Source organism: Methylobacillus caricis (assembly GCF_020532705.1).
In the GTDB taxonomy this organism is placed as follows: Bacteria; Pseudomonadota; Gammaproteobacteria; order Burkholderiales; family Methylophilaceae; genus Methylobacillus; species Methylobacillus caricis.
Map to the genome: position 1 here is coordinate 203,824 of NZ_JAJAVD010000003.1, position 26,498 is coordinate 230,321.

Annotated in this window: 34 protein-coding genes and 4 tRNA genes; 36 read left to right on the plus strand and 2 right to left on the minus strand. The window is 50.3% G+C overall.

Annotated features, from left to right (window positions below):
• The first annotated feature begins 43 nt into the window (after nucleotides 1-43).
• The 3 genes from LG200_RS10240 (at nucleotide 44) to ccsB (ending at nucleotide 3,983) form a co-directional block, all read left to right on the plus strand.
• Nucleotides 44-676 (plus strand): c-type cytochrome, encoded by a 633-nt coding sequence (locus LG200_RS10240; protein ID WP_226757528.1) that lies wholly within the window; start codon nucleotides 44-46, stop codon nucleotides 674-676.
• Nucleotides 677-870: 194 nt separating this feature from the next.
• On the plus strand, nucleotides 871-2,802 hold the full coding sequence (locus LG200_RS10245; RefSeq protein WP_226757529.1) for a cytochrome c biogenesis protein ResB: 1,932 nt from the start codon (nucleotides 871-873) through the stop codon (nucleotides 2,800-2,802).
• A gap of 50 nt (nucleotides 2,803-2,852) precedes the next feature.
• Nucleotides 2,853-3,983: a c-type cytochrome biogenesis protein CcsB gene (gene ccsB, locus LG200_RS10250; protein ID WP_404809807.1), complete on the plus strand. Its 1,131-nt coding sequence runs from the start codon at nucleotides 2,853-2,855 to the stop codon at nucleotides 3,981-3,983.
• Nucleotides 3,984-4,051: 68 nt separating this feature from the next.
• Here ccsB and LG200_RS10255 read toward each other — a convergent pair whose 3' ends face one another.
• A complete protein-coding gene (locus tag LG200_RS10255; RefSeq protein ID WP_226757530.1) occupies nucleotides 4,052-5,758 on the minus strand; it encodes a sensor histidine kinase in 1,707 nt (568 codons plus the stop codon).
• Nucleotides 5,759-5,994: 236 nt separating this feature from the next.
• Between LG200_RS10255 and LG200_RS10260 the strand changes: the two genes are divergently transcribed.
• The 25 genes from LG200_RS10260 (at nucleotide 5,995) to tatC (ending at nucleotide 22,649) form a co-directional block, all read left to right on the plus strand.
• The gene (locus tag LG200_RS10260; RefSeq protein WP_226757531.1) at nucleotides 5,995-6,672 is read left to right on the plus strand and encodes a prepilin-type N-terminal cleavage/methylation domain-containing protein; all 678 of its coding nucleotides are present in this window, start codon (nucleotides 5,995-5,997) and stop codon (nucleotides 6,670-6,672) included.
• A gap of 109 nt (nucleotides 6,673-6,781) precedes the next feature.
• Nucleotides 6,782-7,588 carry an ABC transporter ATP-binding protein gene (locus LG200_RS10265; RefSeq protein ID WP_226757532.1) on the plus strand — a complete coding sequence of 269 codons (807 nt, stop codon included), beginning with the start codon at nucleotides 6,782-6,784 and terminating at the stop codon, nucleotides 7,586-7,588.
• Nucleotides 7,581-8,372, plus strand: coding sequence for a lipid asymmetry maintenance ABC transporter permease subunit MlaE (mlaE, locus tag LG200_RS10270; protein ID WP_226757533.1), 792 nt, complete (start codon nucleotides 7,581-7,583; stop codon nucleotides 8,370-8,372). The genes LG200_RS10265 and mlaE overlap by 8 nt, the downstream gene beginning before the upstream one ends.
• A 21-nt stretch (nucleotides 8,373-8,393) precedes the next feature.
• The gene (gene mlaD / locus LG200_RS10275; RefSeq protein WP_226757534.1) at nucleotides 8,394-8,873 is read left to right on the plus strand and encodes an outer membrane lipid asymmetry maintenance protein MlaD; all 480 of its coding nucleotides are present in this window, start codon (nucleotides 8,394-8,396) and stop codon (nucleotides 8,871-8,873) included.
• Nucleotides 8,874-8,875: 2 nt separating this feature from the next.
• Complete coding sequence (locus tag LG200_RS10280) at nucleotides 8,876-9,484, plus strand: MlaC/ttg2D family ABC transporter substrate-binding protein (RefSeq protein WP_226757535.1); 609 nt, start codon at nucleotides 8,876-8,878, stop codon at nucleotides 9,482-9,484.
• A gap of 17 nt (nucleotides 9,485-9,501) precedes the next feature.
• Nucleotides 9,502-9,795 (plus strand): STAS domain-containing protein, encoded by a 294-nt coding sequence (locus LG200_RS10285; RefSeq protein WP_226757536.1) that lies wholly within the window; start codon nucleotides 9,502-9,504, stop codon nucleotides 9,793-9,795.
• Between the two features lie 31 nt (nucleotides 9,796-9,826).
• Nucleotides 9,827-10,720, plus strand: a complete 894-nt coding sequence (locus LG200_RS10290; RefSeq protein WP_226757537.1) for an ABC transporter ATP-binding protein — start codon at nucleotides 9,827-9,829, stop codon at nucleotides 10,718-10,720.
• A gap of 26 nt (nucleotides 10,721-10,746) precedes the next feature.
• Nucleotides 10,747-11,502 carry an ABC transporter permease gene (locus tag LG200_RS10295; protein ID WP_226757568.1) on the plus strand — a complete coding sequence of 252 codons (756 nt, stop codon included), beginning with the start codon at nucleotides 10,747-10,749 and terminating at the stop codon, nucleotides 11,500-11,502.
• A gap of 2 nt (nucleotides 11,503-11,504) precedes the next feature.
• A complete protein-coding gene (locus LG200_RS10300; RefSeq protein ID WP_226757538.1) occupies nucleotides 11,505-11,756 on the plus strand; it encodes a BolA family protein in 252 nt (83 codons plus the stop codon).
• A gap of 44 nt (nucleotides 11,757-11,800) precedes the next feature.
• Nucleotides 11,801-12,118 carry a Grx4 family monothiol glutaredoxin gene (gene grxD / locus LG200_RS10305; protein WP_226757539.1) on the plus strand — a complete coding sequence of 106 codons (318 nt, stop codon included), beginning with the start codon at nucleotides 11,801-11,803 and terminating at the stop codon, nucleotides 12,116-12,118.
• Nucleotides 12,119-12,121: 3 nt separating this feature from the next.
• On the plus strand, nucleotides 12,122-13,393 hold the full coding sequence (gene murA, locus LG200_RS10310) for a UDP-N-acetylglucosamine 1-carboxyvinyltransferase (protein ID WP_226757540.1): 1,272 nt from the start codon (nucleotides 12,122-12,124) through the stop codon (nucleotides 13,391-13,393).
• Between the two features lie 40 nt (nucleotides 13,394-13,433).
• Entirely contained in the window at nucleotides 13,434-14,078 is a 645-nt protein-coding gene (gene hisG, locus LG200_RS10315; RefSeq protein ID WP_226757541.1) for an ATP phosphoribosyltransferase, read from the plus strand.
• A 14-nt stretch (nucleotides 14,079-14,092) separates the two neighbouring features.
• Nucleotides 14,093-15,391: a histidinol dehydrogenase gene (gene hisD, locus LG200_RS10320; RefSeq protein WP_226757542.1), complete on the plus strand. Its 1,299-nt coding sequence runs from the start codon at nucleotides 14,093-14,095 to the stop codon at nucleotides 15,389-15,391.
• A gap of 2 nt (nucleotides 15,392-15,393) precedes the next feature.
• Nucleotides 15,394-16,455 carry a histidinol-phosphate transaminase gene (gene hisC, locus LG200_RS10325; protein WP_226757543.1) on the plus strand — a complete coding sequence of 354 codons (1,062 nt, stop codon included), beginning with the start codon at nucleotides 15,394-15,396 and terminating at the stop codon, nucleotides 16,453-16,455.
• A 189-nt stretch (nucleotides 16,456-16,644) separates the two neighbouring features.
• Complete coding sequence (gene hxlA / locus LG200_RS10330; protein WP_226757569.1) at nucleotides 16,645-17,310, plus strand: 3-hexulose-6-phosphate synthase; 666 nt, start codon at nucleotides 16,645-16,647, stop codon at nucleotides 17,308-17,310.
• Nucleotides 17,311-17,434: 124 nt separating this feature from the next.
• Nucleotides 17,435-18,022, plus strand: coding sequence for an imidazoleglycerol-phosphate dehydratase HisB (gene hisB / locus LG200_RS10335; protein WP_226757544.1), 588 nt, complete (start codon nucleotides 17,435-17,437; stop codon nucleotides 18,020-18,022).
• Nucleotides 18,023-18,049: 27 nt separating this feature from the next.
• The gene (gene hisH, locus LG200_RS10340; protein WP_226757545.1) at nucleotides 18,050-18,694 is read left to right on the plus strand and encodes an imidazole glycerol phosphate synthase subunit HisH; all 645 of its coding nucleotides are present in this window, start codon (nucleotides 18,050-18,052) and stop codon (nucleotides 18,692-18,694) included.
• A 17-nt stretch (nucleotides 18,695-18,711) separates the two neighbouring features.
• Complete coding sequence (gene hisA, locus LG200_RS10345) at nucleotides 18,712-19,452, plus strand: 1-(5-phosphoribosyl)-5-[(5-phosphoribosylamino)methylideneamino]imidazole-4-carboxamide isomerase (protein WP_226757546.1); 741 nt, start codon at nucleotides 18,712-18,714, stop codon at nucleotides 19,450-19,452.
• Entirely contained in the window at nucleotides 19,452-20,210 is a 759-nt protein-coding gene (hisF, locus tag LG200_RS10350) for an imidazole glycerol phosphate synthase subunit HisF (protein WP_226757547.1), read from the plus strand. The genes hisA and hisF overlap by 1 nt, the downstream gene beginning before the upstream one ends.
• Nucleotides 20,207-20,599 carry a phosphoribosyl-AMP cyclohydrolase gene (gene hisI, locus LG200_RS10355; RefSeq protein ID WP_226757548.1) on the plus strand — a complete coding sequence of 131 codons (393 nt, stop codon included), beginning with the start codon at nucleotides 20,207-20,209 and terminating at the stop codon, nucleotides 20,597-20,599. The genes hisF and hisI overlap by 4 nt, the downstream gene beginning before the upstream one ends.
• A complete protein-coding gene (locus LG200_RS10360) occupies nucleotides 20,592-20,912 on the plus strand; it encodes a phosphoribosyl-ATP diphosphatase (protein WP_226757549.1) in 321 nt (106 codons plus the stop codon). Before hisI ends, LG200_RS10360 begins: the two co-directional genes overlap by 8 nt.
• A 47-nt stretch (nucleotides 20,913-20,959) precedes the next feature.
• Nucleotides 20,960-21,298 (plus strand): histidine triad nucleotide-binding protein, encoded by a 339-nt coding sequence (locus LG200_RS10365; RefSeq protein WP_226757550.1) that lies wholly within the window; start codon nucleotides 20,960-20,962, stop codon nucleotides 21,296-21,298.
• 18 nt (nucleotides 21,299-21,316) lie between these two features.
• The gene (gene tatA / locus LG200_RS10370) at nucleotides 21,317-21,532 is read left to right on the plus strand and encodes a Sec-independent protein translocase subunit TatA (protein ID WP_226757551.1); all 216 of its coding nucleotides are present in this window, start codon (nucleotides 21,317-21,319) and stop codon (nucleotides 21,530-21,532) included.
• Nucleotides 21,533-21,549: 17 nt separating this feature from the next.
• Nucleotides 21,550-21,921, plus strand: a complete 372-nt coding sequence (gene tatB / locus LG200_RS10375; protein ID WP_226757552.1) for a Sec-independent protein translocase protein TatB — start codon at nucleotides 21,550-21,552, stop codon at nucleotides 21,919-21,921.
• Nucleotides 21,918-22,649, plus strand: coding sequence for a twin-arginine translocase subunit TatC (tatC, locus tag LG200_RS10380; RefSeq protein WP_226757553.1), 732 nt, complete (start codon nucleotides 21,918-21,920; stop codon nucleotides 22,647-22,649). The genes tatB and tatC overlap by 4 nt, the downstream gene beginning before the upstream one ends.
• 23 nt (nucleotides 22,650-22,672) lie before the next feature.
• Here the strand turns inward: tatC and LG200_RS10385 are convergent, their stop codons facing one another.
• The gene (locus LG200_RS10385; RefSeq protein WP_226757554.1) at nucleotides 22,673-23,836 is read right to left on the minus strand and encodes a Do family serine endopeptidase; all 1,164 of its coding nucleotides are present in this window, start codon (nucleotides 23,834-23,836) and stop codon (nucleotides 22,673-22,675) included.
• A gap of 41 nt (nucleotides 23,837-23,877) precedes the next feature.
• Here LG200_RS10385 and LG200_RS10390 point away from each other — a divergent pair, with 41 nt between their 5' ends.
• The 8 genes from LG200_RS10390 to LG200_RS10425 form a co-directional block, all read left to right on the plus strand.
• On the plus strand, nucleotides 23,878-24,624 hold the full coding sequence (locus LG200_RS10390; RefSeq protein ID WP_226757555.1) for a Nif3-like dinuclear metal center hexameric protein: 747 nt from the start codon (nucleotides 23,878-23,880) through the stop codon (nucleotides 24,622-24,624).
• Between the two features lie 226 nt (nucleotides 24,625-24,850).
• Nucleotides 24,851-25,450 carry a glutathione S-transferase N-terminal domain-containing protein gene (locus tag LG200_RS10395; protein ID WP_226757556.1) on the plus strand — a complete coding sequence of 200 codons (600 nt, stop codon included), beginning with the start codon at nucleotides 24,851-24,853 and terminating at the stop codon, nucleotides 25,448-25,450.
• Between the two features lie 8 nt (nucleotides 25,451-25,458).
• Nucleotides 25,459-25,881 (plus strand): ClpXP protease specificity-enhancing factor, encoded by a 423-nt coding sequence (locus LG200_RS10400; protein WP_226757557.1) that lies wholly within the window; start codon nucleotides 25,459-25,461, stop codon nucleotides 25,879-25,881.
• Nucleotides 25,882-25,896: 15 nt separating this feature from the next.
• A tRNA-Thr gene (locus tag LG200_RS10405) sits at nucleotides 25,897-25,972 on the plus strand.
• Between the two features lie 62 nt (nucleotides 25,973-26,034).
• Nucleotides 26,035-26,119, plus strand: a tRNA-Tyr gene (locus LG200_RS10410).
• A gap of 42 nt (nucleotides 26,120-26,161) precedes the next feature.
• Nucleotides 26,162-26,237: transfer RNA gene (locus LG200_RS10415), tRNA-Gly, on the plus strand.
• Between the two features lie 23 nt (nucleotides 26,238-26,260).
• A tRNA-Thr gene (locus tag LG200_RS10420) sits at nucleotides 26,261-26,335 on the plus strand.
• A 61-nt stretch (nucleotides 26,336-26,396) separates the two neighbouring features.
• The coding region (locus tag LG200_RS10425) for a GTP-binding protein (RefSeq protein WP_033456734.1) at nucleotides 26,397-26,498 on the plus strand (102 nt) is incomplete at its 3' end.

The following is a 26,498-nucleotide window of genomic DNA, read 5'->3' on the forward strand; positions in this document are numbered from 1 at the left end:
CGACCCTACGTTTTGACGTAGTATGCATGAACTAGGAGTCTTTATGGGTTTGCGTAAATTTGCGGTGCTGGTCGTTAGCATCATGATAATGGTAATAGGTGCAGCTTCCCACGCGGAAGATGAGGCTGACGCCGCAGAAGCAGTCAACAAGGCCCCTGCGTCGGCGCAGATCTGCGGCAGCTGTCACGGTGCCGATGGCAACAGCATGGTACCCATGTTCCCCAAGATTGCCGGGCAGCATCCTGAATATCTGGAAAAGCAGTTGAAGAATATCAAGGCCAATGTACGCATGAGTCCCGTGATGATGGGAATTGTGGCTACACTGAGCGATGAAGACATGGCCGCGGTGTCGCAATATTTCTCACAACAGGCTCCCAAAGTGGGGGCTGCGGCCGGTAACGCCGCAGGATCGGTGGGTGAGAAGATTTATCAGGGTGGTATCCCCGGTTCAGGTGTGCCTGCCTGTGCTTCATGTCATGGCACTAATGGACAGGGCCTTGCTCCAGGCTTTCCACGGCTTGCCGGCCAGCATGCCACTTATACAGATACCCAGGTCAAAGCATTCCGTGACGGCCAACGTAAGAATGATGCCGCAAAAATGATGCGCATGGTATCTGCCAAGATGACTGACGATGATATTGCTGCAGTAGCGGCTTATATTCAGGGTCTGAAGTAAAAAATAGCCAGGCCTGACAACCAAACTCCGAGATGAAGCGTTAAGGGTGGCACTAATGCCGCCCTTAACTTTTTGTATGCAGGGCGTTTTGCAACCAAACTCAGGCGAAATTGTCCTATCACAAATTTTTGAATGGCCCAGTTTTGAAACCCGTCCAGTCCAGCAGTCAACGGCTTTATGAGCTTCTAAGCTCAATGCGCTTTGCAGTAAGCGTGCTTGTTGTTTTGGGTATTGCCTCCATCATTGGCACAGTGCTCAAGCAAAATGAGCCTTATACCAACTACATTGTGCAGTTTGGCCAGTTCTGGTTCGAGTTCTTTGAATTCCTTGGACTTTACGACGTATACCACAGTGTGTGGTTTCTGATAATCCTGGTTTTCCTGGTGCTGTCTACCTCTCTTTGTATCTATCGTAATTCGCCCATTATGCTGCGGGAGTTGCGCGCATTCCGTGAAAATGCCAAGGAAAACTCCTTGCGTAGTTTCAGTCATCAACATGAATACCATGCGCCTTATTCTACTGAGGAGACGCAGTCCCGCTTGGTGGAGTTCCTTAAAGTTCAAGGTTTCCGCTTCAAGACAGTGGAGCAGGAAGATGGTGGCTGTTTGTTTGCCGCCAAGGCTGGTAGCTATCAGCGGCTGGGGTATATCCTGACCCATGCTGCGATTGTCATGATATGCATCGGCGGCCTTATTGACGGCAATGTCCCCTTGAAGCTGCAAGAGCTATTCGGATACACCAAAATCGAGACCAGGGACATTGCAGAAAAGGACGTGCCGGCCGAGAGTCGCCTGTCGCCTTCCAACCTTTCATTCCGTGCCAACATGACCTTGCCGGAAGGCGCAGGGGCCAATGCTGCGTTTATGCGGGTGAAGGATGGTTATCTGGTGCAGGAGCTGCCGTTCAGTGTTGCGCTGAAAGCTTTCCGCATCCAGCATTACGAGACGGGTCAGCCCAAGTCTTTTGAAAGCGACATCATGATCATTGATCCTGATGTCAAAGATCCGATCATGGCCACGATCAAGGTGAATCATCCCTTGATTTACAAGGGTGTTGCCATTTACCAGTCTGATTTTGGCGATGGTGGTTCCAGGCTGGATTTCAAGGTATGGAATATCCTTGGCAGCCATGCTGATGCCATGCCTTTCAATGGCAATGTCTTCAACAAATACACCGTCAGCGGTGGCGATAGCCCCTTGAGTGTCGAGCTCATGGATTTCAGGATGTTCAATATCCTGAATCTTTCGACGGACGGCAAGGGCAAGCCGCGCAATGTAGGCCCCAACGTGACCTTCAAGGTGAGGGATGCCCAAGGGCAGGCACATGAATATGTGAATTACATGAATCCGATGTTGCTGGATGGGCGCCGTTATTTCATGTCTGGCGTGCGTGCCATGCAGCAGGATACTTATCGTTATCTGCGCATCCCTGCGGATGAAGATGACAGTATTGATGGGTACATGAATTTCAGGGCCGCGATGTTTGACCAGTCGTTGTATCCGGAGATTGTGCGCCGTGTTTCCAAGGTTGCCCTGTCTGGCCATGGGGAGGTGGATGCTGATATGCACAATAAATTTGCGGACAGCGTCATGCATTTGCTGCGGGCATTTGGCCAGGGCGGTTTTGGCAAGGTGGCAGAGATGATTGATGCTGCCGTGCCAGAAGCCCAGAGAGCCGGTGCTGCACAGGCTTACCTCAAGGTGGTGACTTCCGCAGCCATGGAGGCATATGCCATCAGCCGTGAGCGTGCCAGGCTGCCGCCAGCGACCATGAGCGACGCACTGCAACCATTTATTGAGGATAGCCTGCATGCCATGAGCGATACTTTTTATTACGGTGCCCCGCTCTACCTGCAGCCTGTCGGTTTTGACCACAGGCAGTCCAGCGGGCTGCAATTGACGCGCTCTCCTGGTAAAACGCTTGTTTACTCAGGTTCGGTATTACTGGTGCTGGGCATCTTTGCCATGATCTATATCCGTGAACGTCGTATCTGGTTGCTGGTCAAGCCTGATACGCACCGTGTGTTGTTTGCCATGTCGGCAAACCGCAAGAATCGCGATTTCGAGATGGAATTTGCAAGCTATCGTGAAAAGCTGGCGCGTTTGCTGGAAAACCAGCATCTTTGAAATACTGTAATTAATCAAAGTAATCGAGGTCGATGATGAAGATTGCCTATATGGATGATGTTCCAGAACCATTGTTAAAGCGCCTGAGCCTGCCGGACTGGTTGTATGCGTTGGTATTGCTTGCTGGAGCTGTATTTGCATTCCAGCAATATGGCAGCTTCATGGATGCATATGAGGTTGGCTTCCTGTTTGGCGCTGTCGCCTTGTTCAGTTGGCTGGGCTGGCAATGGAAGCCTATGCGGGCCTTATTGCTGGTGATTGCGGCCATCAGCCTGTTTTCCATTAATCTCTACAGCGGGGATCAGGCCAGTGTTAACCAGGTGTTTCTCCTAAAATACCTCATTTCCAGCCAGTCCGCTGTCATGTGGATGAACGTATTGTTTGTACTGGCCATGCTGACTTATTGGCTTGCCTTGTTTTCGCGTTCTATATTCGCAGGCAAGGTTGCCTCCAGCTTTGTCTGGTCTGCCGTGGTGATGGGCTTTGTAGGCCTGATGGTACGTTGGTATGAGTCATACCTGATTGCGCCCGATGTGGGCCACATTCCTATCAGTAATCTTTATGAAGTCTTCATCCTGTTTTGCCTGATTACCGCGCTGGCGTACCTTTACTATGAAGGAAAATATGCAACCAGGCAGCTTGGCGGGTTTGTGCTGCTGGTGATCAATGCTGCTGTTGGGTTTATCCTCTGGTATACCTTTGATCGTCAGGCCTATGAAATCCAGCCATTGGTCCCCGCATTGCAATCCTACTGGATGAAGATACATGTGCCGGCCAACTTTATCGGCTATGGCACATTCTCGCTGGCTGCGATGGTAGGGGCAGCCTACCTGCTGGCTGATCGTGGCATCCTGGCTTCCCGCCTGCCCAGCCTGGATGTGCTGGATGACCTGATGTACAAGGCAATTTCTGTCGGGTTTGCCTTTTTTACCATTGCCACCATACTGGGCGCAATGTGGGCGGCTGAGGCTTGGGGCGGCTACTGGTCATGGGACCCGAAGGAAACCTGGGCCCTGATTGTCTGGCTCAACTATGCGGCGTGGCTGCATTTAAGGTTGGTGAAAGGCCTGCGAGGTCCGGTTCTGGCATGGTGGGCCTTGATTGGACTGATTGTCACGACCTTCGCCTTCCTGGGGGTGAATATGTTCCTGTCGGGCCTACATTCTTACGGTGAGCTATAACAGCTGCGGAAGCTAAGCTTAAGTAGAAAAGGGCGGTTGATCACCGCCCTTTATGTTTTTTAGTATAGCTACTCTTTACATTCAAGCCGAAAACTTACATTGCCCTGGGTGTTATGCACTAGTCCGAGTTGGTATCCTGCCTGTTGAGCCTGGCGTCCTGCCTGGTAGAGGCCTATTCCCAGCCCACCTTCCGACCTGATGCGTTTCCTGAACAGGTTGTCCGCAATTTCTTGTGGCATTGGGCTGCCGTTATCGGATATTTCTACCCAAGCCAAATGATCGTTTTTCAGGTGGGCATGGATAATGATCTCTGGTTCATGCTGGGCTTTGGCGATGGCGTTTTGCAGCAGGTTATCCACTACACTATCCCAAACCTCACTATCAATCTCAATGTCGGCAATATCAGGGTTGGATGAGAATGAAACCCGGGTCTCTGCGTAGCGTTGTTGTAAATTCTCCCACCACTCGGCCAACGGCAGCATACGGGTTTTTTCATTACGCGGAGCCCCCAGCTTGTCCAGTGTCAGCGCCAGGCGCTGGTTGAGCAGAGGAAGCTGGCGGCGTATCAGTGCTACCAGCCTTTCATTATCCTCATCGCTTGTTTGCTCTGCCGCGCTGCACAATGCGCTCATGGACTGCACGATATTTTTCATATCATGCGTCAGACGTGCGCCAGTTTCATAAATGGCTTGCATGTATGTATTTTGAAGCAAGGCTTCTTCACGTCGTTTGGCTTCGTGAAACTCGCCAAGTATCTGGGTCAGCAGCTTGATATGGATGGTCAGTGCTGGCGTCAAGGGCCAGCGGCTGTACAGTGTCAGGTGAAAGTCATGAAAGTCCAGATCCGCCTTATAGGCGGCTTGGATGCCGAATTCGCCCTGGTCTTCTTCGGTTTCCCATTTTCCACCGGCAACCCAGGGCAAGGTTTCCACCTCGGTCATGGCGGCTTGCATAAATTCCCTGGGGCTGGTTTCCCGCTCTGCCAGCTCGGCAATATTCTTGATCCAGCGTTCAAAGGGCAGGCCAACACTCAGTAGATACCGGGATAATAGCTGGCCTATGCCGCTGAAGCCCGCGCGTGGATTCCACAGCCAGCTGGCAATGAGCAATGTAGCGGCCAGGCCGAACACGACCCTGACAACCACTTCTGCATACTCCACCTCGCTGGATCGCTCAATGGTGAAGATGCCCAGGATCAAGGTGACGGAGAGCAGGAACAGCAGCAGCGTATAGAAAAAATCCAGGATGGGCGCATGCTGGTGTGTTTCTTGTTTCACCCTTAGAAACAAGATTGACAAAGGCAATATTGGCAACAAGTATTGCATGAAGAACTCTGCTACTACCAGGTCGGCAGAAGCGTCGAGCAGGCGCGGGATCACCCACAGCAACAGTACGGAAAGCAAGTAGGTGGCAGCAAGCAGATAGCTCATGCGTGACGCGCGTGCCGTAGTCGAGAAAATGCGTCCTCCCAGCAGCCCAAACATGGCAGACAGCCAGAAAGCAATCAGCCACCAATTGACGAATAGCGTCAGGAGCAGCCCGCCTGCTACAAAAAGGATGATGGCCTGGGGTGAGAGCTTTTCCTTGGTCTGCCAAATAGGCTGCCAGATCAGGAACACGCCGTAATGGCTGAGCAACAGGGCTTTTTGCAGTGGATCGTCAAACCCCCAGAGCAGCACACCATGAAATAGCAACAACATCAGCCCCAGCATCCATTGCTGCAAAGTGGACTGGCTGGGTCGGTAATGGAAAAGTTGACTGCTGAGGTTGGCCATGTAAGCTCAAAAATCCAAAGGGATATGTCGTAATCTTGTCATTTTAGATGAAATCTCAACACCGGGAGGAAGTCTCGGCAATTGCCTTAACTGCTGAAAATATGCCACAAAGCTGCGCTACTGCTGGTTATGCTGACAATTTCAGGCTGATCTGACTTGGCATGAGAGTTGCATATCTTGTACCAACCTATTTTGTGAAGATGCGATAAAGCGTCTTTCCGCGCAAGGATAACATAATGAAAAAACAATCCGGCTTTACGCTGATCGAGCTTGCGATAGTCCTAGTGATTATCGGCTTGCTGTTGGGTGGTGTGCTGAAAGGGCAGGAGCTGATTAATAGTGCTAAAGCAAAAAGTCTTGCAGCAGATTTTAAAAATGTTCAGGTGTATGTCTATGGATATCAGGATAAATTCCGTGCTCTGCCAGGGGATGATGCCGCTGCAAGGAATCACATTGGAGAAACGGCTACCAATCCATCTGGGACGAATGCAGGGAATGGGATAATTAATGGCAATTGGGATTCATCGACAGCATCTGATGAGTCCATATTATTTTGGCAGCATGTTAGGCTGGCTGGATTTGCGCCAGGTCCTACTACCCTAGGCAATACGGCGGACGAGGTAATAGCGTTTGTTCCTAAAAATGCAGACGGTGGAAGAATAGGCATACAAAGTGTTACAGGTGCTACAAATTTACCTACTACTCCAACACGGATGAATGGTGGTTATGTGATATGTTCAGCAGGGATTCTCGGCAGATTTGCCAAGCAAATAGATCTTACCCTTGATGATGGTGATACAAGTACTGGATCTGTACGCGCATATTCAACTAATACCACATGGGTTCCAAGTACTGGCACTGGCAATGGAGTAATTGTGGATGCGGATGCATATAATGTTTGTATGGCATTTTAGGTGTTAATGGTGTTGCTTAAAAGCCCGCTCTTTGCGGGCTTTTACTTTTCAGGTTATGCCTTCGTGCGCTTTTGCTTTAAAATAGCCCGCTGATCAGAAAGCGGTGATTATGAGCGACAACATCGTCGAAATTGACAATCTATCCTTTGGCTATAAAAACCGGCTGTTGCACAAGGGCATCAATATGGTGTTCCCTCGTGGCAAGGTGGTGGCCATCATGGGCGGTAGCGGTAGTGGCAAGACCACGCTGTTGCGCCTGATTGGCGGGCAGCTCAAGCCCGTCTCGGGCAAAGTGCGCGTTGCCGGGCAGGTAGTGCATGAGCAGGACCGTGCAGGCTTGCATGCATTGCGGCGGAAAATGGGCATGCTGTTCCAGCAGGGTGCACTGTTTACTGATCTTTCGGTATATGAAAATGTCGCTTTTCCCATGCGGGAGCACACCGACCTGCCTGAGTCCATGATTCGCGACCTGGTGATGATGAAGCTGAATGCAGTGGGTTTGCGCGGTGCGCGCAACTTGAAGGCCACGGAGCTTTCCGGCGGGATGGCACGGCGCGTTGCCCTGGCACGCGCAGTGGCATTAGATCCTGCCATTATCATGTATGACGAGCCATTTGCCGGGCTTGATCCGATTTCCATGGCGGTGATCTGTAACCTGATCCGTAATCTCAATGATGCGCTGGGTGCGACCTCCATCATCGTTACGCACGATGTCGAGGAAGTGTTTGCGTTTGCCGATTACGTTTATTTTGTAGCCAATGGCGTGGTAGCTGCCGAAGGCACGCCGGATGATTTGCGCAAGTCTGAATTGCCGTTTGTGCACCAGTTTGTGCATGGGGAAGTAGATGGTCCGGTGCCATTCCATTATGCAGCCCCTGATTACAGGCAGGATATCTTGAGGAGTGGCAATGTTTAGTGCGCTGGCTGGGATGTTGGGTGGGATAGGCCATCGCATTATTGACCGCTTGTGGCGTTTTGGCTCCGGCCTCCGTTTTTTTGCTTACATCCTGATTTACTCCGGTGAGAGTTTTCGCCGTTTGCATTTGACCATACGCGAGATTTATTTTACCGGTGTATTGTCATTGATCATTATTTTGGTTTCTGCATTCTTTGTGGGGATGGTATTGGCATTGCAGGGCTATAACACCTTGCAACGTTATGGTTCTTCAGAAGCGATTGGCGTGCTGGTGGCTTTGTCCCTGGTGCGTGAGCTAGGGCCTGTCGTGACGGCCTTGCTTTTTGCCGGGCGTGCTGGCACGGCAATTACTGCCGAAATTGGCTTGATGAAAGCGACCGAGCAGTTGTCGGCCATGGAAATGATGGCCGTGAGCCCCATTGCCCGCGTGGTGGCACCGCGGTTCTGGGCTGGTGTGCTGTCCATGCCTCTGCTGGCGGCCTTGTTTTCAATGGTAGGGGTGCTGGGCGGCTATATGGTAGCGGTGCCCTTGATCGGGGTTGATTCTGGTGCTTTCTGGTCACAGATGCAGGCTAGTGTTGATTTCAGGGAAGATATTCTCAATGGGGTAATCAAGAGTGTTGTATTTGGTGTGGCTTGCACCTTGATTGCCCTGTTTGAAGGTTTTGATGCCCCGCCAACTGCGGAGGGTGTCAGTCGTGCCACAACGCGGACAGTAGTGAATTCTTCACTGGCGGTGTTGGGCCTGGATTTTGTAATGACTTCGTTCATGATTGTTGCGTAAACGCAACACACTGGAGAAAAGATGGAACGCACAACAATTGATCTTTGGGTAGGCGTGTTTGCAGCGGCAGGTGCGGCTGCATTGTTTGGCCTGGCCTTGAAAGTCGGGAATTTCAACAGTGCCACTTTGGGTGAAACTTATAGTGTGACGGGAGCTTTTGAGAATATTGGCAGTCTGAAGCCACGTGCGCCTGTTAAAAGTGCGGGTGTTGTTGTGGGACGTGTAGATAACATCAAGTTCGATACCAACACTTATGAAGCACTGGTGACTGTCAAGGTGGATAAGCGTTATCCTTTTCCCAAGGATACGTTTGCCAATATCTATACCGCCGGTTTGCTTGGCGAGCAATACATTGGCCTTGAGGCTGGTGGCGACGACAAGATGTTGCAGGACGGCGATAAGTTCAGCAAGACACAGGATGCCGTGGTTCTGGAGAAAATGATTAGCCAGTTCCTCTATAGCAAGGCATCTGAAACTAACGATACTAAAGAGGCAGAATAAGCATGAACAAAATATGTAAATGGTTCTTGGCCCTTGCCCTGGTGGCTTTTGCTGGTGTGGCTGCAGCAGAAGTTGCACCGGATGCGCTGGTGAAAAGTACTGCAGAAGATGTATTGGCAGTGGTGAAAAAGGATAAGGATATTCAGGCCGGTAACCAGAGCAAAATTTTTGCGCTTGCTGAAGAAAAGATCCTGCCGAACTTCAATTTTGACCGCGTCTCGCGGTTGGTGTTGGGCAAGGCCTGGTCCAAAGCCAGCCCTGAACAGAAGGAAGCATTCCAGCAAGAATTCCGTAGCCTGTTGCTTCGTACCTACGCGACTGCATTATCCAAATACCGCAACCAGACGATTGAATACAAGCCGTTCAGGGCCCAGTCTGATGAAACGGATGTCAAGGTGAAGACGCAGATCCTGCAACCAGGCGGCCAGCCAGTGGCGGTTGACTACAGCCTTGAAAAGAGTGGTGATAGCTGGAAAGTTTATGACATTACGATTGAAGGTGTCAGCCTGGTAACCAACTATCGTGGCCAGTTCAATAACGAAATCCGCCAGGGTGGCTTGGATGGCCTGATCCAGAAGTTGGCTGCCAAGAACCGTGATGCCAACAAATAAGTAAAGCGAAGATTAACTTGGCTCAAATTCAACAACAAGGTGACCGCTGGCTAGTCAGTGGAGACATGACAATTGCCCAGGTTGATGCCTTGCTTGCAGAAAGCAGGGCATTGAACATGTCTGGCGCGCTGGAAATTGATCTTGCGAATGTGCAGGAAGTGGATACCGTGGCCCTAAGCCTGATTTTTGAATGGTTGAGGCATGCGCAAACTGGGCAGGCAACCTTGTCCATCGTCAATCTGCCTGCCAATCTTGCCAGCCTGGCAACAATGTATGGTGTGCTTGACCTGATCCCCCAGGCCAGTCATTGAATTTCCGGGGATTTTCCCCAACCTTCACTCTATGATCCCCGCAATCGACATTCAACAGGTCCACAAGCATTTTGGCGATTTACATGCGCTGAAAGGAATAGACCTGCGCATAGAGCAGGGAGAGTTCTTTGCATTGCTGGGGCCTAATGGCGCTGGAAAGTCTACCTTGATCAATCTCCTGGCAGGGTTGTTGCGACCAACCAGTGGGCATCTGCAAGTGATGGGGTTTGACGTGAATACTCAATATTTGCAAGCGCGGCACGCCTTGGGCGTGGTGCCACAAGAGTTGGTGTTCGATCCTTTCTTTAATGTCAGGGAAATGCTGCGTTTCCAGGCCGGATATTTTGGTCGTGGCCGGGAGAATGATGCCTGGGTGGATGAGGTAATTGAATCCCTGGGGCTCACTGATAAAGCGCATACCAATATGCGTCGGCTATCTGGCGGCATGAAGCGGCGTGCGCTGATTGCCCAGGCGCTGGCGCACAAGCCACCAGTAATCGTGCTGGATGAACCGACTGCCGGTGTTGATGTCGAGTTGCGCCAGACCATGTGGGACTTTATCCGCAGGTTGAACCGTGAAGGCCACACGATCATCCTCACTACACATTATCTCGAGGAAGCCGAAACATTATGCAGTCGCATCGCCATGATGAAGCTGGGGCAGATTGTGGCATTGGACAGTACTAGAAACCTGCTTAACCGTCTTCCAGGCAAAAAGCTGCAGTTGAAACTGGATAATGCTTTGCCTCTCAGCTTGCAACCCCTGGTGCGTGACCAGCATGACCATTTCTATATCCTGGCATTGAGTGAGGTTGCCCAGCTTGAGTACATTCTGGCTGAACTTAGGCTGGCAAGCGTGGCTATTGAAGATTTGCAATTAGTAGAAGCCGATCTTGAGGATGTTTTTGTGGATCTGGTGGGATAGGGGTGGTGGATTTGATCAACAGCCGTATGCGTGGCCCCTGGACTCTGTTCAAGAAAGAGTTGCTCCGTTTCTGGCGTGTGGGATTTCAAACCGTAGCGGCGCCTGTGATGACAGCGCTGCTTTATTTGCTGATCTTCTCGCATGTGCTGCAGGATAAGGTACAGGTATATCCTGGTGTGGGTTATACCGCCTTCCTGATTCCCGGGTTGATCATGATGTCGCTATTGCAGAATTCATTTGCAAATAGCTCCTCCAGCCTGATCCAGTCCAAGGTGATGGGCAATATTATTTTTGTGATGTTGACTCCCATTTCCTACCTGCAGTTTTTCCTGGCTTTCCTTGCTGCATCAATTATTCGCGGTATGGTGGTGGGAGCATGTATTTATCTAGTGGCGATATTCTTTGTTGATTTGCCGCTTGCGCACCCGGGCTGGATTCTTGTCTTTGCACTGCTGGGGAGTGCCTTGATGGGCACTTTTGGCATTATTGCCGGGATATGGGCGGAGAAGTTTGACCAGATGGCGGCATTCCAGAATTTTGTCATTATGCCGCTGTCATTCCTTTCTGGCGTGTTTTACTCTATACATTCGCTGCCGCCTTTTTGGCAGCAAGTGTCACATCTCAATCCGTTTTTTTACATGATAGACGGGTTCCGCTACGGTTTTTTTGGTGCCGGGGATATTTCTCCATTCATCAGCCTTGGCGTTGTTTTGGCATGCTTTTTTGCCCTATCATTGGTGACTTTACGAATGCTGAAATTCGGCTATAAATTGCGAGGCTAATCTTGGTAAGCGCTCAGGACTTAAAAAATTATATAACGCAAGGCTTGGCCTGTGAGCACGTGCAGGTGCTGGGAGATGATGGCCAGCATTTTGAAGCAATTGTGGTGAGCCCGTTGTTTGTCGGTAAAAACATGGTGCAACAGCATCAGTTGGTTTACCAGGCGCTGGGAGATCGCATGCGCGAGGAGATTCATGCCTTGTCCATGCGGACCTTCACGCCGGAAGCATGGGGCAAGCTCAATAACACGCTTTAGTACAGACTGAATCAAAGAATTAACAGATAGCAAAGGATAGAACTATGGATACCCAAGAACTTATCAAGAGCCAAGTGACAAGTAACCCGGTTGTCTTATATATGAAGGGCAGCCCAAAATTTCCGCAGTGCGGTTTTTCCGGCCTGGCCGTGCAGATTCTGCAGGCTAGCGGCGTCAATGACTTTACCGCGATTGATGTGCTGGCCGATCCAGCCATTCGTGATGGCATCAAAATCTATGCCAATTGGCCCACTATCCCACAGCTCTATATCAAGGGTGAGTTTATCGGCGGCGCCGACATTATGCGTGATCTGTACCAGCAGGGCGAATTGCAGAAGCTGCTGCAGGAAGCCGTGGCCTGATACGTGGATACACTAGTCATTCAGGGCGGCATCCCTTTAAATGGTGAAGTGCGCATTTCCGGGGCAAAGAATGCAGCATTGCCTATACTTTGTGCCGGCCTTTTGACCGAAGCACCGTTGAAACTGGGTAATGTTCCCGATTTGCACGATATTGCTACCATGCTCAAGCTGCTTGAGCATATGGGGATCAGGGTAAATCGTGAGGGGCAGAATCAGTTGACACTGGATGCCAGTGATATCCATACCCATGAGGCGCCTTATGACATGGTGAAGACCATGCGTGCTTCCATACTGGTATTGGGGCCTTTGCTGGCACGTTTTGGGCATGCGCGTGTTTCCTTGCCTGGTGGCTGTGCCATCGGTTCTCGCCCAGTTGATCTGCATATCAAGGGCTTGCAGGCGATGGGCGCGGAGATTCACATAGAGCATGGCTATATTGAAGCCAGGGTAGACAAGCTCAAGGGGGCCCGCATCTTCATGGACATGGTGACCGTGACGGGTACAGAAAACCTCATGATGGCTGCTGCGCTGGCCGAGGGCACTACCACCCTTGAAAATGCTGCCAAGGAACCGGAAGTGGTTGATCTGGCTGAATGCCTAATCAAGATGGGCGCCCAGATTGAAGGGGCTGGGTCGGATGTCATTACAATCAAAGGAGTTCCTAGCCTCAGCGGAGCGTATCATGATGTAGTCTGTGATCGCATAGAAGCGGGTACTTACTTGGTGGCTGCAGCCATGACAGGTGGCAATATACGGTTGCAGCATGTACGTGCTGAACTGCTTGACGCCGTGATTGATAAGTTGCGAGAAACGGGTGCAACAGTTGCCCATGATGACACAAGTATTTCCCTCAACAGCATTGGTGTCCTTCAGGGAAAGGGCAACTTGAAATCCGTCAGTGTGCGGACTGCACCTCATCCTGCCTTTCCTACCGATATGCAGGCACAGTTCATGGCGCTCAATACCGTGGCGGATGCAGTGGCTACGGTGACTGAAACCATTTTTGAAAATCGTTTTATGCATGTGCAGGAAATGCAACGTCTGGGTGCCAATATCGAAGTGGAAGGCAATACGGCGATTGTGCGCGGTGTTGAATTTCTGGAAGGGGCTACCGTCATGGCGACGGACCTGCGGGCTTCGGCAAGCTTGGTGTTGGCAGCGTTGGTGGCAAGGGGCGAGACCGTGATTGAGCGAATCTATCACCTGGACCGCGGCTATGAGCGCATAGAAGATAAATTGAGCCAGCTGGGCGCGCGCATTCAGCGCGTGAAATAATGTGCAGCAAAGGCTGCCCTAAATCGCAAGAAAGACAGCAATGATTACAATCGCCCTCTCCAAGGGTCGCATCTTTGAAGAAACCACGCCGCTGTTGGCGGCTGCAGGCATTACTGCACTTGAAGATCCAGAAGCATCCCGTAAACTGATATTGTCGACCAATCGCCCGGATGTGCGCTTGATCATTGTTCGGGCTACTGACGTGCCGACTTATGTGCAATATGGCGCTGCCGATCTTGGCATTGCTGGCAAGGATGTATTGGACGAGCATGGTGGCGAAGGCCTGTACCAGCCCCTGGACCTCAAGATTGCACGATGCCGCATGATGGTGGCTGTGCGGGAGGACTTTGACTATTTTGGCTCGATCCGTCGTGGTGCGCGCCTCAAGGTCGTGACCAAGTATGTCAAGACCGCGCGTGAGCACTTTGCTGCCAAGGGAATGCATGTGGATCTGATCAAACTGTACGGCTCCATGGAGCTGGGACCCTTGGTGGGCCTGGCTGACGCGATTGTCGACTTGGTCAGTACTGGCGGAACCCTGCGGGCCAATAATCTCAAGGCCGTGGAAGAAGTTACCGACATCAGCTCGCGACTGGTGGTGAACCAGGCGTCTCTCAAACTCAAACGCGAAAGCTTGCAGCCGATCATGGATGCATTTGCACAAGTGGTCGCTGCCAATAATTAATCCAGGTTGAAATGATGAATATCAGACGTTTTTCTACAAGTGATGCAAGTTTCGATAGTGACTTGAAAGGGTTGCTGGCATTCGAAACTGCACAGGACGACAAGATCGACACTGTCGTTGCTGACATACTGCGCAATGTAAAACAGCGTGGCGACGAAGCAGTATTAGAGTATACGAAGCGCTTTGACCGCCTTGAAGCTGGTGATTTGTCTGAGTTGGAGATCAGCCATACCGAACTCAAGGCAGCACTTGATGGGCTGCCTGCAGTTCAGCGTGAGGCACTACAGCAGGCTGCGCAGCGCGTACGGGATTATCACGAAAAGCAACTGATGTCGTCATGGACCTATACCGAAGCTGATGGGACATTGCTTGGCCAGCAGGTGACCGCATTGGATCGCGTGGGTTTGTATGTACCTGGCGGTAAGGCAGCCTATCCTTCATCAGTACTCATGAATGCAATTCCAGCCAAAGTGGCAGGTGTGGCAGAGCTGATCATGGTGGTACCTACCCCGGGCGGCGAGAAAAACCAGCTGGTATTGGCTGCGGCGGCTGTCTGCGGCGTTGATCGCGTGTTTTGCATTGGCGGTGCACAGGCAGTTGGCGCACTTGCATATGGTACACAGACCGTACCGCAGGTTGACAAGATAGTCGGGCCGGGTAATGCCTATGTGGCAGCTGCCAAGCGCCGCGTCTTTGGCGTGGTGGGTATAGACATGGTGGCTGGCCCTTCCGAGATTCTGGTGATTTGTGACGGCAAGACCAACCCTGACTGGGTAGCGATGGATCTGTTCTCCCAGGCAGAACATGATGAATTGGCGCAGGCCATTCTATTGTCGCCGGATGCCGCTTTCCTGGACGCAGTCAAGGAAAGCATAGACCGCCTGGTGGAAGAAATGCCGCGCAAGGACATTATCACAACTTCGCTGCAAAACCGTGGTGCCCTGATCAAGGTCAACGATCTGGAACAGGCTGCCGAGATTGCCAATTACATCGCCCCTGAGCATTTGGAATTATCGGTGGAAGACCCATTGGCATTCAGCAAGAAAATCCGTCATGCGGGTGCCATTTTCATGGGCAGGGATACTTGTGAAGCCTTGGGTGATTACTGTGCAGGCCCAAATCATGTGCTGCCGACTTCACGCACTGCACGCTTCTCCTCGCCCTTGGGTGTCTATGATTTCCAGAAGCGTTCCAGTCTGATCATGGTATCAGCAGAGGGTGCGCAGAAATTAGGCCGCATTGCTTCTACCCTGGCTTATGGCGAGGGCTTGCAAGCTCACGCCCGTTCGGCTGAGTTCCGCTTGAAAGGCTGATCTTGAGCAAATTCTGGAGTCCTATTGTTCACGAGTTGACACCCTATGTGCCGGGCGAGCAACCCAAGATCAGCAATCTGATCAAGCTCAATACCAACGAAAACCCTTATGGCCCCAGCCCCAAGGTGCTACAGGCATTGCAGGCAGAGGCAGCGGATACTTTACGGTTGTATCCTGATCCGAGTTCTGATCGTTTACGCCATGCAGTGGCTGAGTTTTATGGCGTGGACACCGCACAGGTATTTGTTGGGAACGGCTCTGACGAAGTGCTGGCACATGCGTTCAATGCGCTGCTCAAGCATGATCAACCTATTTTGTTCCCTGATATCACCTATAGTTTCTATCCGGTTTATTGCAGGCTATATGAAATTGCCTATCAGGCTATTCCTTTGAGTGCAGGGTTTGAAATCCATGTGGATGATTACCTGCGTCCAAACGGCGGTATTATTTTCCCCAATCCCAATGCACCTACTGGCCGCCTGTTGCCGCTGAGTGAAATTGAACGTTTGCTACAGGCGAATACTGAATCCGTTGTGGTGGTTGATGAAGCCTATGTGGATTTTGGTGGTGAGTCTGCGGTTGGTCTGGTAGGGCGGTATCCTAATCTGCTGGTCACCCACACTTTATCCAAAGCCAGATCCTTGGCTGGATTGCGAGTGGGTTATGCTATTGGACATAGTGCCTTGATTGAGGCCCTAAATAGGGTGAAAGACAGTTTCAACTCTTATCCACTCGATAGGTTCGCAATCAGTGGTGCGGTAGCGGCGATTGAAGATAAAGCCTATTTTGAGGAAAGCTGCCGCAAGGTCATTGTCACGCGCGAAAAGTTGGTGCTTGCATTGGAGGCATTGAATTTTGAAGTGTTGCCTTCAGCAGCCAACTTCATATTTGCACGCCACGCTACTTGCGATGGTGCAAAATTGTCCAGTCGTTTGCGCGAGCGCAATATCATTGTCAGGCATTTCAGCAAACCGGAGCGGATTTCACGGTTCCTGCGTATCACCATTGGCACTGACGACCAGAGCATGGCCTTGATTCAGGCCCTGACAGAGATTCTAAAATAAGTTTAAGGCTGTAAAACTGATTATCTGACGGTAATTTCTGCTATCTACTGTATTGATTTTTCAGAAAATTAAGAGAATAGTCCGCGATGACTTCCCTTAAAGCTTGGAAAAAATGTATTATAGCGCGGTCAGTACATCATAATTCTGTAATTAAGCGGAGGAAGCATCGTGGCAAAACCATTAGTTCAAATGGCATTAGATTCATTGGATTTCGATCAAACAGTAGCACTTGCTACGACTGTTGCACCACACGTTGATATTCTTGAGATTGGTACACCATGCATCAAGTACAACGGTATCAAACTGCTGGAAACCCTGCGTGCAAAGTTCCCGAACAACAAAATCCTGGTAGATCTGAAGACCATGGATGCTGGCTTCTATGAAGCTGAACCATTCTACAAGGCCGGTGCCGACATCGTTACCGTGCTGGGTACTGCTGATATCGGCACTATCAAGGGTGTGATTGACGTTGCCAACAAATATGGCAAGAAAGCTCAAGTCGACCTGATCAACGTAGCTGACAAGGCTAAGCGTACGCAAGAAGTTGCCAAGTTGGGCGCGCACATCATTGGTGTTCATACTGGTTTGGATCAGCAAGCTGCTGGTCAAACTCCTTTCGCTGACCTGGGTCTGGTATCCGGTCTGAACCTGGGTGTGGATATCTCTGTTGCTGGCGGTGTTAAAGCGACTACAGCCAAGCAAGTCGTTGATGCTGGCGCTACAATCGTTGTGGCTGGTGCCGCTATCTACGGTGCTGCTGATCCAGCTGCTGCTGCTGCTGAAATCAGCAACGCAGCCAAGGGTACCCAAAGCAGTGGTGGTGTGTTCGGCTGGCTGAAAAAACTGTTCAGCTAAACAGGCTGTACACTGACGACATCACACGGTGATGTCGTGATCTACCTCGCAAACCGCTGCAAGACCTGTTAAAAGTTTTGCAGCGGTTTTGATTTTCTTAATCTAGAAGATTTAAAATATTGCCATGCGTAACGCCGAAGTAAGTCGTAATACCTTGGAAACCAAGATAGCTGTTTCCATCAATCTGGATGGTACCAGCATATCCAGGTTAAACAGCGGAGTCGGGTTTTTCGACCATATGCTGGACCAGATCGTACGTCATGGCATGATGGATATCATGGTTGAGTGCCAGGGCGACCTGCATATTGATGCGCACCATACCGTTGAAGATGTGGGGATTGCACTCGGCCAGGCTTTTAGCCAGGCGCTGGGAGACAAGAAGGGCATACGCCGCTATGCACATGCCTATGTGCCTTTGGACGAGGCGCTCTCTCGCGTCGTACTGGATATTTCTGGTCGTCCCGGGCTAGATTTCAATGTTGAATTTACACGTGCCCGCATTGGCGAGTTTGATGTTGATCTTGTACGTGAATTTTTCCAGGGTTTCGTGAATCATGCAGGCATCACTCTGCATATTGATAACTTGCGTGGGAAAAATGCGCACCATCAGGCTGAAACCATTTTCAAGGCATTTGGCCGTGCTTTGCGTGCAGCGGTTGAACTCGACCCCCGGATGGTGGGTATAATGCCTTCAACTAAAGGCAGTTTATAGACTTTCCTCAGTCTTCTTAACGCAACCATGACACATATAGCTGTTGTTGATTATGGCATGGGCAATTTACGCTCCGTGTCCAAAGCCTTGGAGCATGTTGCCCCAGGTCATAAGGTGCTTGTCACCAGTGATCCAGCACAAATTGCTGCTGCCAGTCGCGTGGTGTTTCCTGGTCAGGGAGCGATGCCGGATTGCGTGCGCGAGCTTGATGCACGTGGCTTGCGTGATGCTGTGATTGCAGCGGCAGCTGAAAAACCTTTTTTAGGCATTTGCATAGGTTTGCAATTGCTGTTTGAGCACAGCGAAGAGGGCAATGCCGCTGGTCTTGGAGTCTTTGCAGGCAAAGTAAAGCGCTTCGCTGCTGCTGACATGCATGATGTAGAAGGTGCCAAGCTCAAGGTACCTCATATGGGTTGGAACCAGGTATATCAGAGCCAATCCCATCCTTTGTGGCGTGGCATAGAGGATGGCGAGCGTTTTTATTATGTGCATAGTTACTATGTTGCGCCTGAGGATCAGAGCCTGGATGCAGGTTTTAGTGAATATCCTGCCAGATTTACCAGTTGTGTCGCACGCAATAACATATTTGCAGCGCAATTTCATCCGGAGAAAAGCCACAATGCTGGGCTTAAGCTCCTTTCAAACTTCGTCCAGTGGGACGGGGGTAATTAAAACTTAACCTAAACATCATGCTCATTATTCCTGCTATCGACCTAAAAGATGGTCATTGTGTACGTTTGAAACAAGGTCTGATGGAAGATGCTACGGTATTTTCCGAAGATCCGGGCGCCATGGCGCAACATTGGGTGGATCAGGGCGGCAAGCGCCTGCATCTGGTCGACTTGAATGGTGCATTTGCTGGAAAACCGGTCAATGAGGAGGCTATCAAGGCAATTGTCAGTGCTGTAGGTAATGACATTCCTATCCAGCTTGGTGGCGGCATCCGTGATCTGGAGACCATAGAGCGTTATCTGGATAACGGGATCGGCTACGTGATTATTGGCACTGCTGCCGTTAAAAGCCCGGGCTTTCTGCATGAGGCTTGTTATGCGTTTCCTGGCCAGATCATGGTTGGTCTTGATGCCAAGGATGGCAAGGTAGCGGTAGATGGATGGTCCAAGTTGACTGGCCATGACGTGATTGACCTAGCCAAGAAATTTGAAGATTACGGTGTGGAAGCTATTGTCTATACTGATATTGGTCGCGATGGCATGTTGACTGGCGTCAACATTGAAGCAACAGTGGCATTGGCACAAGCGTTAACCATTCCTGTGATTGCCAGTGGGGGTGTAACCAATCTGGACGATGTGCGCCGCCTGGCAGAGGTGGAGAGCGAGGGCGTGATCGGTGCAATCACCGGTCGTGCTATTTATGAAGGTACCCTGAATTTTTCCCAGGCCCAGGCCCTGGCTGATGAGTTGGCGGGTTAATGGGCTTAGCAAAACGTATCATTCCCTGTTTGGACGTGACTGACGGCCGGGTGGTCAAGGGCGTCAATTTCCTTGAATTGCGCGATGCCGGCGATCCAGTGGAGATTGCTCGCCGTTACGACGAGCAGGGTGCGGATGAGCTGACTTTCCTGGATATCACCGCCAGTTCAGATAACCGCGGCCTTATCCTCCATATCATTGAAGAGGTTGCCTCGCAAGTTTTCATCCCGCTAACAGTCGGTGGTGGTGTAAGAGCGGTTGAGGACGTGCGGCGCTTGCTTAATGCGGGCGCTGATAAAGTGAGCATCAACACTTCTGCCGTGACTAATCCACAATTGGTGGCTGATGCTTCTTCCCGTTTTGGTTCACAATGTATTGTGGTGGCGATTGATGCTAAACAGGTTGGGGATCACTGGGAGGTGTTCACCCATGGTGGTCGTCAGGCAACTGGTATTGATGCGGTAGAATGGGCTCGCAAGATGGTGGAGCTGGGTGCCGGTGAGTTACTCGTGACCAGCATGGACAGGGATGGCACCAAGATAGGCTTCAATCTTCCATTGAATCGTGCGATCAGTGATGCAGTGGATGTTCCTATTATTGCATCTGGTGGGGTGGGCAATCTTGTCCACTTGGTCGAGGGAGTGAAAGAAGGTGGTGCAGATGCCGTATTGGCTGCCAGTATTTTCCATTATGGTGAGTACACTGTACGGCAAGCCAAGGAATATATGCGCGACCATGGGATAGAGGTGCGGTTGTGAGTACGCAATGGCTGGATAAAGTCAGTTGGACTGCAGACGGCCTGGTGCCCGTGATTGCCCAGGAGTATGGCACCAACAAGGTATTAATGTTTGCCTGGATGAATCGTGAAGCATTGCGCCTGACTGCAGAAACCGGGCAGGCTGTTTATTGGTCCCGTTCGCGTGATCGTCTTTGGCACAAGGGTGAAGAGTCAGGGCATGTGCAGAAAGTGCATGAAATCAGGCTCGATTGTGACGAGGATGTGGTTCTAATTCTGGTTGAACAGGTTGGTGGCATTGCCTGCCATACAGGGAGGCACCACTGTTTTTTCCAGAAGCTGGAAAACAATGATTGGATAGTAGACCAGCCTGTCGTGAAAAGTCCCGAGGAAATCTACCATCATGAGTGATGTGTTGAACAGGCTGGCCGAGTTGCTTGAGCAGCGGAAGCAGGCAGATCCTCAAACTTCCTATGTGGCCAAGCTTTATGCCAAAGGGACGGACACTATACTCAAAAAGATAGGCGAGGAAGCAGCGGAGACAATTATTGCCGCCAAGGATGGGGATACTGACAAAATTGTTTATGAGACTGCAGACCTCTGGTTTCATTGCATGGTGATGTTGGCTAATGCTGGTCTCGGACCAGAGCATGTCCTGAATGAGCTGGCCAGGCGTGAAGGCTTGTCTGGCATAGAGGAAAAAGCGTCCCGTCCGGCTGATTGACCAATGGGAACGCATATCGGTTTTTATGAGGTGAACAGGAATATCTGATGAGTACTGACTGCATTTTTTGTAAGATAGTGACGAATGATATTCCCTCCAACAAGTTTTACGAGGATGATGAGGTCATAGTCTTTCATGACATTCGTCCTATTGCACCGGTACACTTCTTAATAGTGCCCAAGTTGCATGTCGAGAGCCTGGCGGATTGTGATGAAACGCATCAGAACCTGCTGGGGAAAATGCTTTTATTAGCGCCCAAACTTGCTACCCAGCTAGGTCTGAAGGGGTTTCGCACCATGATCAATACTGGGCGTGAAGGTGGACAGGAAGTTTTTCATATACACATACATGTATTTGGCGGCGGCGAAACGCTGCCAAAGACCTAAATATCAGGAGAACTGGCAATGGGTTCATTTAGTATCTGGCATTGGTTGATTGTACTGGCTATCGTCGTGTTGATTTTTGGCACCAAGAAGTTGCGGAATATTGGTAGTGATGTGGGTGGAGCCGTTAAGAGTTTCAAGGAAGCCGTCAATGATGGCAAGTCGGCCCCCGCTCTTGGTGACGAGGGACAAAATAATCCTATAGAGAATGAAGTTAGATACAAAGAGAAGCAGTAGCTCAGAGAGATTCTTCATTGTTTGATATTGCTTTCTCTGAACTGGTAGTAATTGGCGTTGTGGCCCTGATTGTGATCGGCCCGGAAAAGCTACCAAAGGTTGCCCGCACCGTCGGCTTGCTGCTGGGGCGCGTTCAGCGTTATGTAAATGGTGTAAAGTCAGATATCAGTCGTGAGCTTCATTTCGAAGAGCTGCAACGCTTGCAAAATGAAGTACGGCAAGGAATCAATCAGGCAGAATCTGCTGTGACCCGGGAAGTTGACCGAATCGGAGAGTTAGGCAGGGAGGTTGAGCATGGCCTGAACCAATCTCTGGATGTGAATGCAACTCCAGAAAGCCTGCCTCCGGCCGAAGATATTCAAGAAAATAAAGCTGGTAAACTGGATTGAATCCTTCTGACACTTTTATATCGCATCTGGTAGAGCTGCGTGATCGGTTGTTGCGTATTGTTGTGGGCCTGCTTCTGATTATTATTGCATTGTTTCCTTTTGCTAATGATATTTATACTTTTCTGGCCCAGCCCTTATTGAAAAGCCTGCCGGCCGGTGGTCAAATGATTGCCACCGATGTCACTACTCCTTTCTTTGTCCCTATGAAGGTAGTGATGCTCACCGCCTTCATTGTTTCACTGCCGCATACCCTTTACCAGATCTGGGCGTTTGTTGCGCCAGGTTTATATACCCATGAACGTCGCTTGATTGGCCCATTGGTCTTTGCTAGCACGCTTTTATTTCTGTGCGGTATGGCATTTGCATATTTCCTGGTGTTTCCTGTCGTGTTTGGATTTATCACAGCGACTGCGCCCACAGGTGTTGCGGTTATGACGGATATAGGAAAGTACCTGGATTTTGCCATCACGTTATTCATGGCGTTTGGTTTGGCATTTGAAGTGCCAGTGGCGGTTGTATTGCTGGTGAGTGCTGGCGTGGTCAATGTACAGGCACTGCGTCAAGCCAGATCTTATGTGATAGTCGGAGCCTTCGTTTTGGGGGCTATCTTCACGCCGCCTGATGTCATTTCGCAAATCATGTTGGCTGTCCCCTTGTGGTTGCTATATGAGGCAGGGATATTGGTGGCAAGCCTGATGCAGAAAAAGAAAGCCCCTCAACTGCGTTGATCAAGCTGTATTGCTTTCGGCAGTTATTCTTCATTGCGGGCTAGCTCTGGTTTTGGCCGTTTTCCGATCACAATCGGGATTGTCATTTCTTTCTGGTTGCGCGCGATCTTGACCGTAACCTTCTTCTCGGGTTTCAGGCTGGAAATCACGTTAAGCATGGTAGAGCTGTCAATGACTTCTCTGCTGTCGATTTCCAGCAGGATGTCACCCGGGCGTAAACCGGCCTTGTCTGCAGGTCCGCCGCGAAGTACCCCCGCAATCAGTGAACCACGGATTTGCTTCATGTGAAATGATTCTGCCAGTTCAGGTGTAATGTCCTGTGCTTCTATTCCTATCCATCCGCGCGTGACGCTGCCTTGGCGAATGATTTGTTCCATGACCTGTTTTACCAAGCTGACGGGGATTGCAAAGCCTATGCCCATTGATCCGCCGCTGCGCGAGTAAATGGCACTATTGATGCCTACCAAGTTGCCATTAGTATCAATCAACGCGCCACCTGAATTGCCGGGATTGATCGGGGCATCGGTTTGGATGAAGTTTTCAAAAGTATTGATCCCCAAATGATTGCGCCCCAAGGCACTGATGATGCCTTGAGTCACTGTTTGGCCAACACCGAACGGATTCCCGATAGCGAGCACTACATCTCCAACGCTGATGTTTTCCTGCTGGGCAAATGTGATTGCAGGCAGGTTGCGGACATTAACCTTGAGTAGCGCGAGGTCTGTCTCCGGGTCTGTACCGACCACGCGAGCAGGGACAGTTCGTCCGTCTGCCAGGGCAATTTCAATTTCATCGGCAGCTTCAATCACATGATGATTGGTCAGTATCAGCCCCTGGCTGTTGACGATGACGCCAGAGCCAAGACTGTTTTCGCGCTGGCTCTGCTGTTCGTCCTGTTGCTCACCAAAAAAATGCCGGAACAATGGGTCATCCATGAATGGGTTTTCTGCGGATTGAGCAGCTTTTTTCGAGGTGAAAATATTCACTACGCTCGGCATCGCGGCTTTTGCGGCTACACTGTAAGAGCCTGGCTGGGCACTGTTTTCTGTCGTGTTGGTGGGTGCTTCCTTCACGACCAGAGATTTATTGTGGCTAGGGAGTAGTTGTGGGTAAAACAGCTGTACTACGAAAAGTGCAGCAAGACTGATGGTGACTGTCTGTGCAAAAATAAGCCAGAGTTTGCGCATGTTTTTTCGATTTTGCGTAGATCTAAATATGGAGATTGGCAATGGAGCTGAAACAGCTGGTTGATTATACCGGACAAATCTTGCAGGTAGAGCGTTACCGTGATTATTGTCCGAACGGCTTGCAGGTCGAGGGCAGGCAGAACGTTGAGAAGATAGTGACTGGTGTCACGGCTAGCCTGGCTTTTTTGCATGCTGCACAGGAGGCAGGGGCGGACGCAGTACTGGTGCATCATGGCTATTTCTGGCGGAATGAGAATCCAAGTGTGACGGGCATCAAGCAACAGCGCCTGAAATTCCTGTTGCAAGAGGATATCAATCTGCTTGCTTATCATTTGCCGCTTGATGCGCATATTGAATTTGGAAACAACGCCGAGCTTGGTCGTATCCTAGGGCTTGAGGTAGAAGGCTGGGCGGGTGAGCAAAAACTGATTGCGTATGGCAGCTTGGTGAAGCCAGGCAGTCTGGACGCATTTGCTCAAGAAATGGGGGCAATCCTGCGCAGGAAGCCCCAAGTTTTTGGCGAACCGAGAAGGAAAGTTCGCAGAGTGGCCTGGTGTACTGGAGGTGCTCAGGGTTATTTCGAGGAAGCGATTGCTTTGGGTGTGGATGTGTTTATTAGCGGCGAGGTTTCAGAACAGGTTTATCATCTGGCCGCTGAAACCGGTGTTGCCTATATTGCCGCAGGTCATCATGCGACTGAGCGATATGGCATACAAGCCCTGGGACGGCACCTTGCGCAACGCTTTCAACTGGAGCACCAGTTTATTGAAATAGAAAATCCAATATAGTCATTTAACTTTATGATTTAAAAGTAGAAATTAAGGTATTTCTTTTATTCTGTATCTAAAGTCTGTAAAATACCCGCCAGATTGCGAATTTGCCTGAAAATTTTCCTGGATATGCAGTAAGCCAGAATTTTTTTGGCGAATCTGGATTGATAGTTTTATATATGGACGAAAATTCCGGCATGGAATTTTCGTCTGAATTTTTTCATCAGCCGGGATTGAAATTATTATGATGACTTTGTATTCGGGTACTACCTGCCCATATAGCCACCGTTGCCGTATCGTGCTATTTGAAAAGGGAATGGACTTTCAGGTGATTGATGTTGATATGGCAAACAAGCCGGAAGACCTGGCAGTGATCAATCCACATAATACGGTTCCTGTTCTGGTTGAGCGTGACTTGGTGTTGGAACAGGCCAATATCATCAATGAGTATATTGATGAGCGTTTCCCCCATCCACAGCTGATGCCTGCCGATCCGGTCATGCGTGCTCGCGCACGCTTGTTCCTGCATAATTTTGAAGATCAGTTGTTCGGTCATATCGGAGATATCGAGTCAGGTAATGCCAAGACGGCAGACAAGGCAAGGGCGACTATTCGTGACAATCTGACACAGATTGTGCCTTTGTTCAGCCGTCAGCAATATATTCTGGGCGATGAGTTTTCCATGTTGGATGTGGCAATTGCACCTTTGTTGTGGCGCCTTGGACATTACGGTATTGAGTTGCCTAAGCAGGCAGCCCCTTTACTTAAGTACGCAGAACGTATATTCTCTCGCCCGGCTTACATCGAAGCGATGACACCTTCTGAAAAAGCAATGCGTAAATAGGTGGTGAGATGAGCGAAATTACCTCAACCAAGCCATACATGGTTCGCGCTATTCATGAATGGTGTATGGATAACGGCTTGACGCCGCATTTGTTGGTCGCGGTGAATTCGCAGACGCGCGTGCCAATGGCATATGTGAAGGATGGGCAAATAGTGCTGAATGTTAATTACAGTGCTACAAAAAATTTGCATATTGGCTCAGATGCTGTTACATTCTCAGCCCGTTTCAGCGGTGCATCGAATGACTTGTATGTGCCGATTGATGCGGTGCTGGGGATTTTTGCCCGCGAAAATGGACAGGGCATGTTTTTTGAGATGGATCCAGAAGGTTCTGGTCCTGACAAAGGCGATGCTGGAGGTGGGGAGAGGGGTGCAGGGAATCCGTCTGATCCGCCGGTAGTAAAAAAGCCATCCTTGAAGGTGGTTAAATAAGAGTTTTGTGGTTGTGCCGGATTAGCTCAGTTGGTAGAGCAGCGCACTTGTAATGCGAAGGTCGTCAGTTCGATTCCGACATCCGGCACCATTTCTTCTTTGAAATGCGTTTGACACTTCGTCAAAATATACGCATAATCCCGGGTTCTGTTTGGAGGGGTGGCCGAGTGGTTAAAGGCGACGGACTGTAAATCCGTTCTCTCAGAGTACGAAGGTTCGAATCCTTCCCCCTCCACCAACATGATATTTGGAGCCAGGGTATAGATTTCTGGTTAGATGTGCGGGTGTAGCTCAGTTGGTAGAGCACTTGCCTTCCAAGCAAGATGTCGCGAGTTCGAACCTCGTCGCCCGCTCCATAGAATTCAGAATTTTAAGAAACGCCCATGTGGCTCAGTGGTAGAGCACTCCCTTGGTAAGGGAGAGGTCGCGGGTCCGATTCCCGCCATGGGCACCATTTGGTGCTTGGATATTAAACGCACTCATTAACTTGATAAAGTCGGTTAAAGGAAACGGAAATGGCAAAAGGTAAATTTGAGCGGACGAAGCCGCACGTAAACGTAGGTACAATTGGTCATGTTGACCATGGCAAGACCACGCTGACAGCTGCGATCACTACC

What these genes read in the sequence shown, in the direction of transcription:
- LG200_RS10240 (WP_226757528.1), top strand. Translation starts at nt 44, where the DNA reads ATGGGTTTGCGTAAATTTGCGGTGCTGGTCGTTAGCATCATGATAATG.
- LG200_RS10245 (WP_226757529.1), top strand. Translation starts at nt 871, where the DNA reads ATGCGCTTTGCAGTAAGCGTGCTTGTTGTTTTGGGTATTGCCTCCATC.
- ccsB (WP_404809807.1), top strand. Translation starts at nt 2,853, where the DNA reads ATGGATGATGTTCCAGAACCATTGTTAAAGCGCCTGAGCCTGCCGGAC.
- LG200_RS10255 (WP_226757530.1), bottom strand. Translation starts at nt 5,758, where the DNA reads ATGGCCAACCTCAGCAGTCAACTTTTCCATTACCGACCCAGCCAGTCC.
- LG200_RS10260 (WP_226757531.1), top strand. Translation starts at nt 5,995, where the DNA reads ATGAAAAAACAATCCGGCTTTACGCTGATCGAGCTTGCGATAGTCCTA.
- LG200_RS10265 (WP_226757532.1), top strand. Translation starts at nt 6,782, where the DNA reads ATGAGCGACAACATCGTCGAAATTGACAATCTATCCTTTGGCTATAAA.
- mlaE (WP_226757533.1), top strand. Translation starts at nt 7,581, where the DNA reads ATGTTTAGTGCGCTGGCTGGGATGTTGGGTGGGATAGGCCATCGCATT.
- mlaD (WP_226757534.1), top strand. Translation starts at nt 8,394, where the DNA reads ATGGAACGCACAACAATTGATCTTTGGGTAGGCGTGTTTGCAGCGGCA.
- LG200_RS10280 (WP_226757535.1), top strand. Translation starts at nt 8,876, where the DNA reads ATGAACAAAATATGTAAATGGTTCTTGGCCCTTGCCCTGGTGGCTTTT.
- LG200_RS10290 (WP_226757537.1), top strand. Translation starts at nt 9,827, where the DNA reads ATGATCCCCGCAATCGACATTCAACAGGTCCACAAGCATTTTGGCGAT.
- LG200_RS10295 (WP_226757568.1), top strand. Translation starts at nt 10,747, where the DNA reads ATGCGTGGCCCCTGGACTCTGTTCAAGAAAGAGTTGCTCCGTTTCTGG.
- grxD (WP_226757539.1), top strand. Translation starts at nt 11,801, where the DNA reads ATGGATACCCAAGAACTTATCAAGAGCCAAGTGACAAGTAACCCGGTT.
- hisG (WP_226757541.1), top strand. Translation starts at nt 13,434, where the DNA reads ATGATTACAATCGCCCTCTCCAAGGGTCGCATCTTTGAAGAAACCACG.
- hisD (WP_226757542.1), top strand. Translation starts at nt 14,093, where the DNA reads ATGAATATCAGACGTTTTTCTACAAGTGATGCAAGTTTCGATAGTGAC.
- hxlA (WP_226757569.1), top strand. Translation starts at nt 16,645, where the DNA reads ATGGCATTAGATTCATTGGATTTCGATCAAACAGTAGCACTTGCTACG.
- hisB (WP_226757544.1), top strand. Translation starts at nt 17,435, where the DNA reads ATGCGTAACGCCGAAGTAAGTCGTAATACCTTGGAAACCAAGATAGCT.
- hisH (WP_226757545.1), top strand. Translation starts at nt 18,050, where the DNA reads ATGACACATATAGCTGTTGTTGATTATGGCATGGGCAATTTACGCTCC.
- hisA (WP_226757546.1), top strand. Translation starts at nt 18,712, where the DNA reads ATGCTCATTATTCCTGCTATCGACCTAAAAGATGGTCATTGTGTACGT.
- hisF (WP_226757547.1), top strand. Translation starts at nt 19,452, where the DNA reads ATGGGCTTAGCAAAACGTATCATTCCCTGTTTGGACGTGACTGACGGC.
- LG200_RS10360 (WP_226757549.1), top strand. Translation starts at nt 20,592, where the DNA reads ATGAGTGATGTGTTGAACAGGCTGGCCGAGTTGCTTGAGCAGCGGAAG.
- LG200_RS10365 (WP_226757550.1), top strand. Translation starts at nt 20,960, where the DNA reads ATGAGTACTGACTGCATTTTTTGTAAGATAGTGACGAATGATATTCCC.
- tatA (WP_226757551.1), top strand. Translation starts at nt 21,317, where the DNA reads ATGGGTTCATTTAGTATCTGGCATTGGTTGATTGTACTGGCTATCGTC.
- LG200_RS10385 (WP_226757554.1), bottom strand. Translation starts at nt 23,836, where the DNA reads ATGCGCAAACTCTGGCTTATTTTTGCACAGACAGTCACCATCAGTCTT.
- LG200_RS10390 (WP_226757555.1), top strand. Translation starts at nt 23,878, where the DNA reads ATGGAGCTGAAACAGCTGGTTGATTATACCGGACAAATCTTGCAGGTA.
- LG200_RS10395 (WP_226757556.1), top strand. Translation starts at nt 24,851, where the DNA reads ATGATGACTTTGTATTCGGGTACTACCTGCCCATATAGCCACCGTTGC.
- LG200_RS10400 (WP_226757557.1), top strand. Translation starts at nt 25,459, where the DNA reads ATGAGCGAAATTACCTCAACCAAGCCATACATGGTTCGCGCTATTCAT.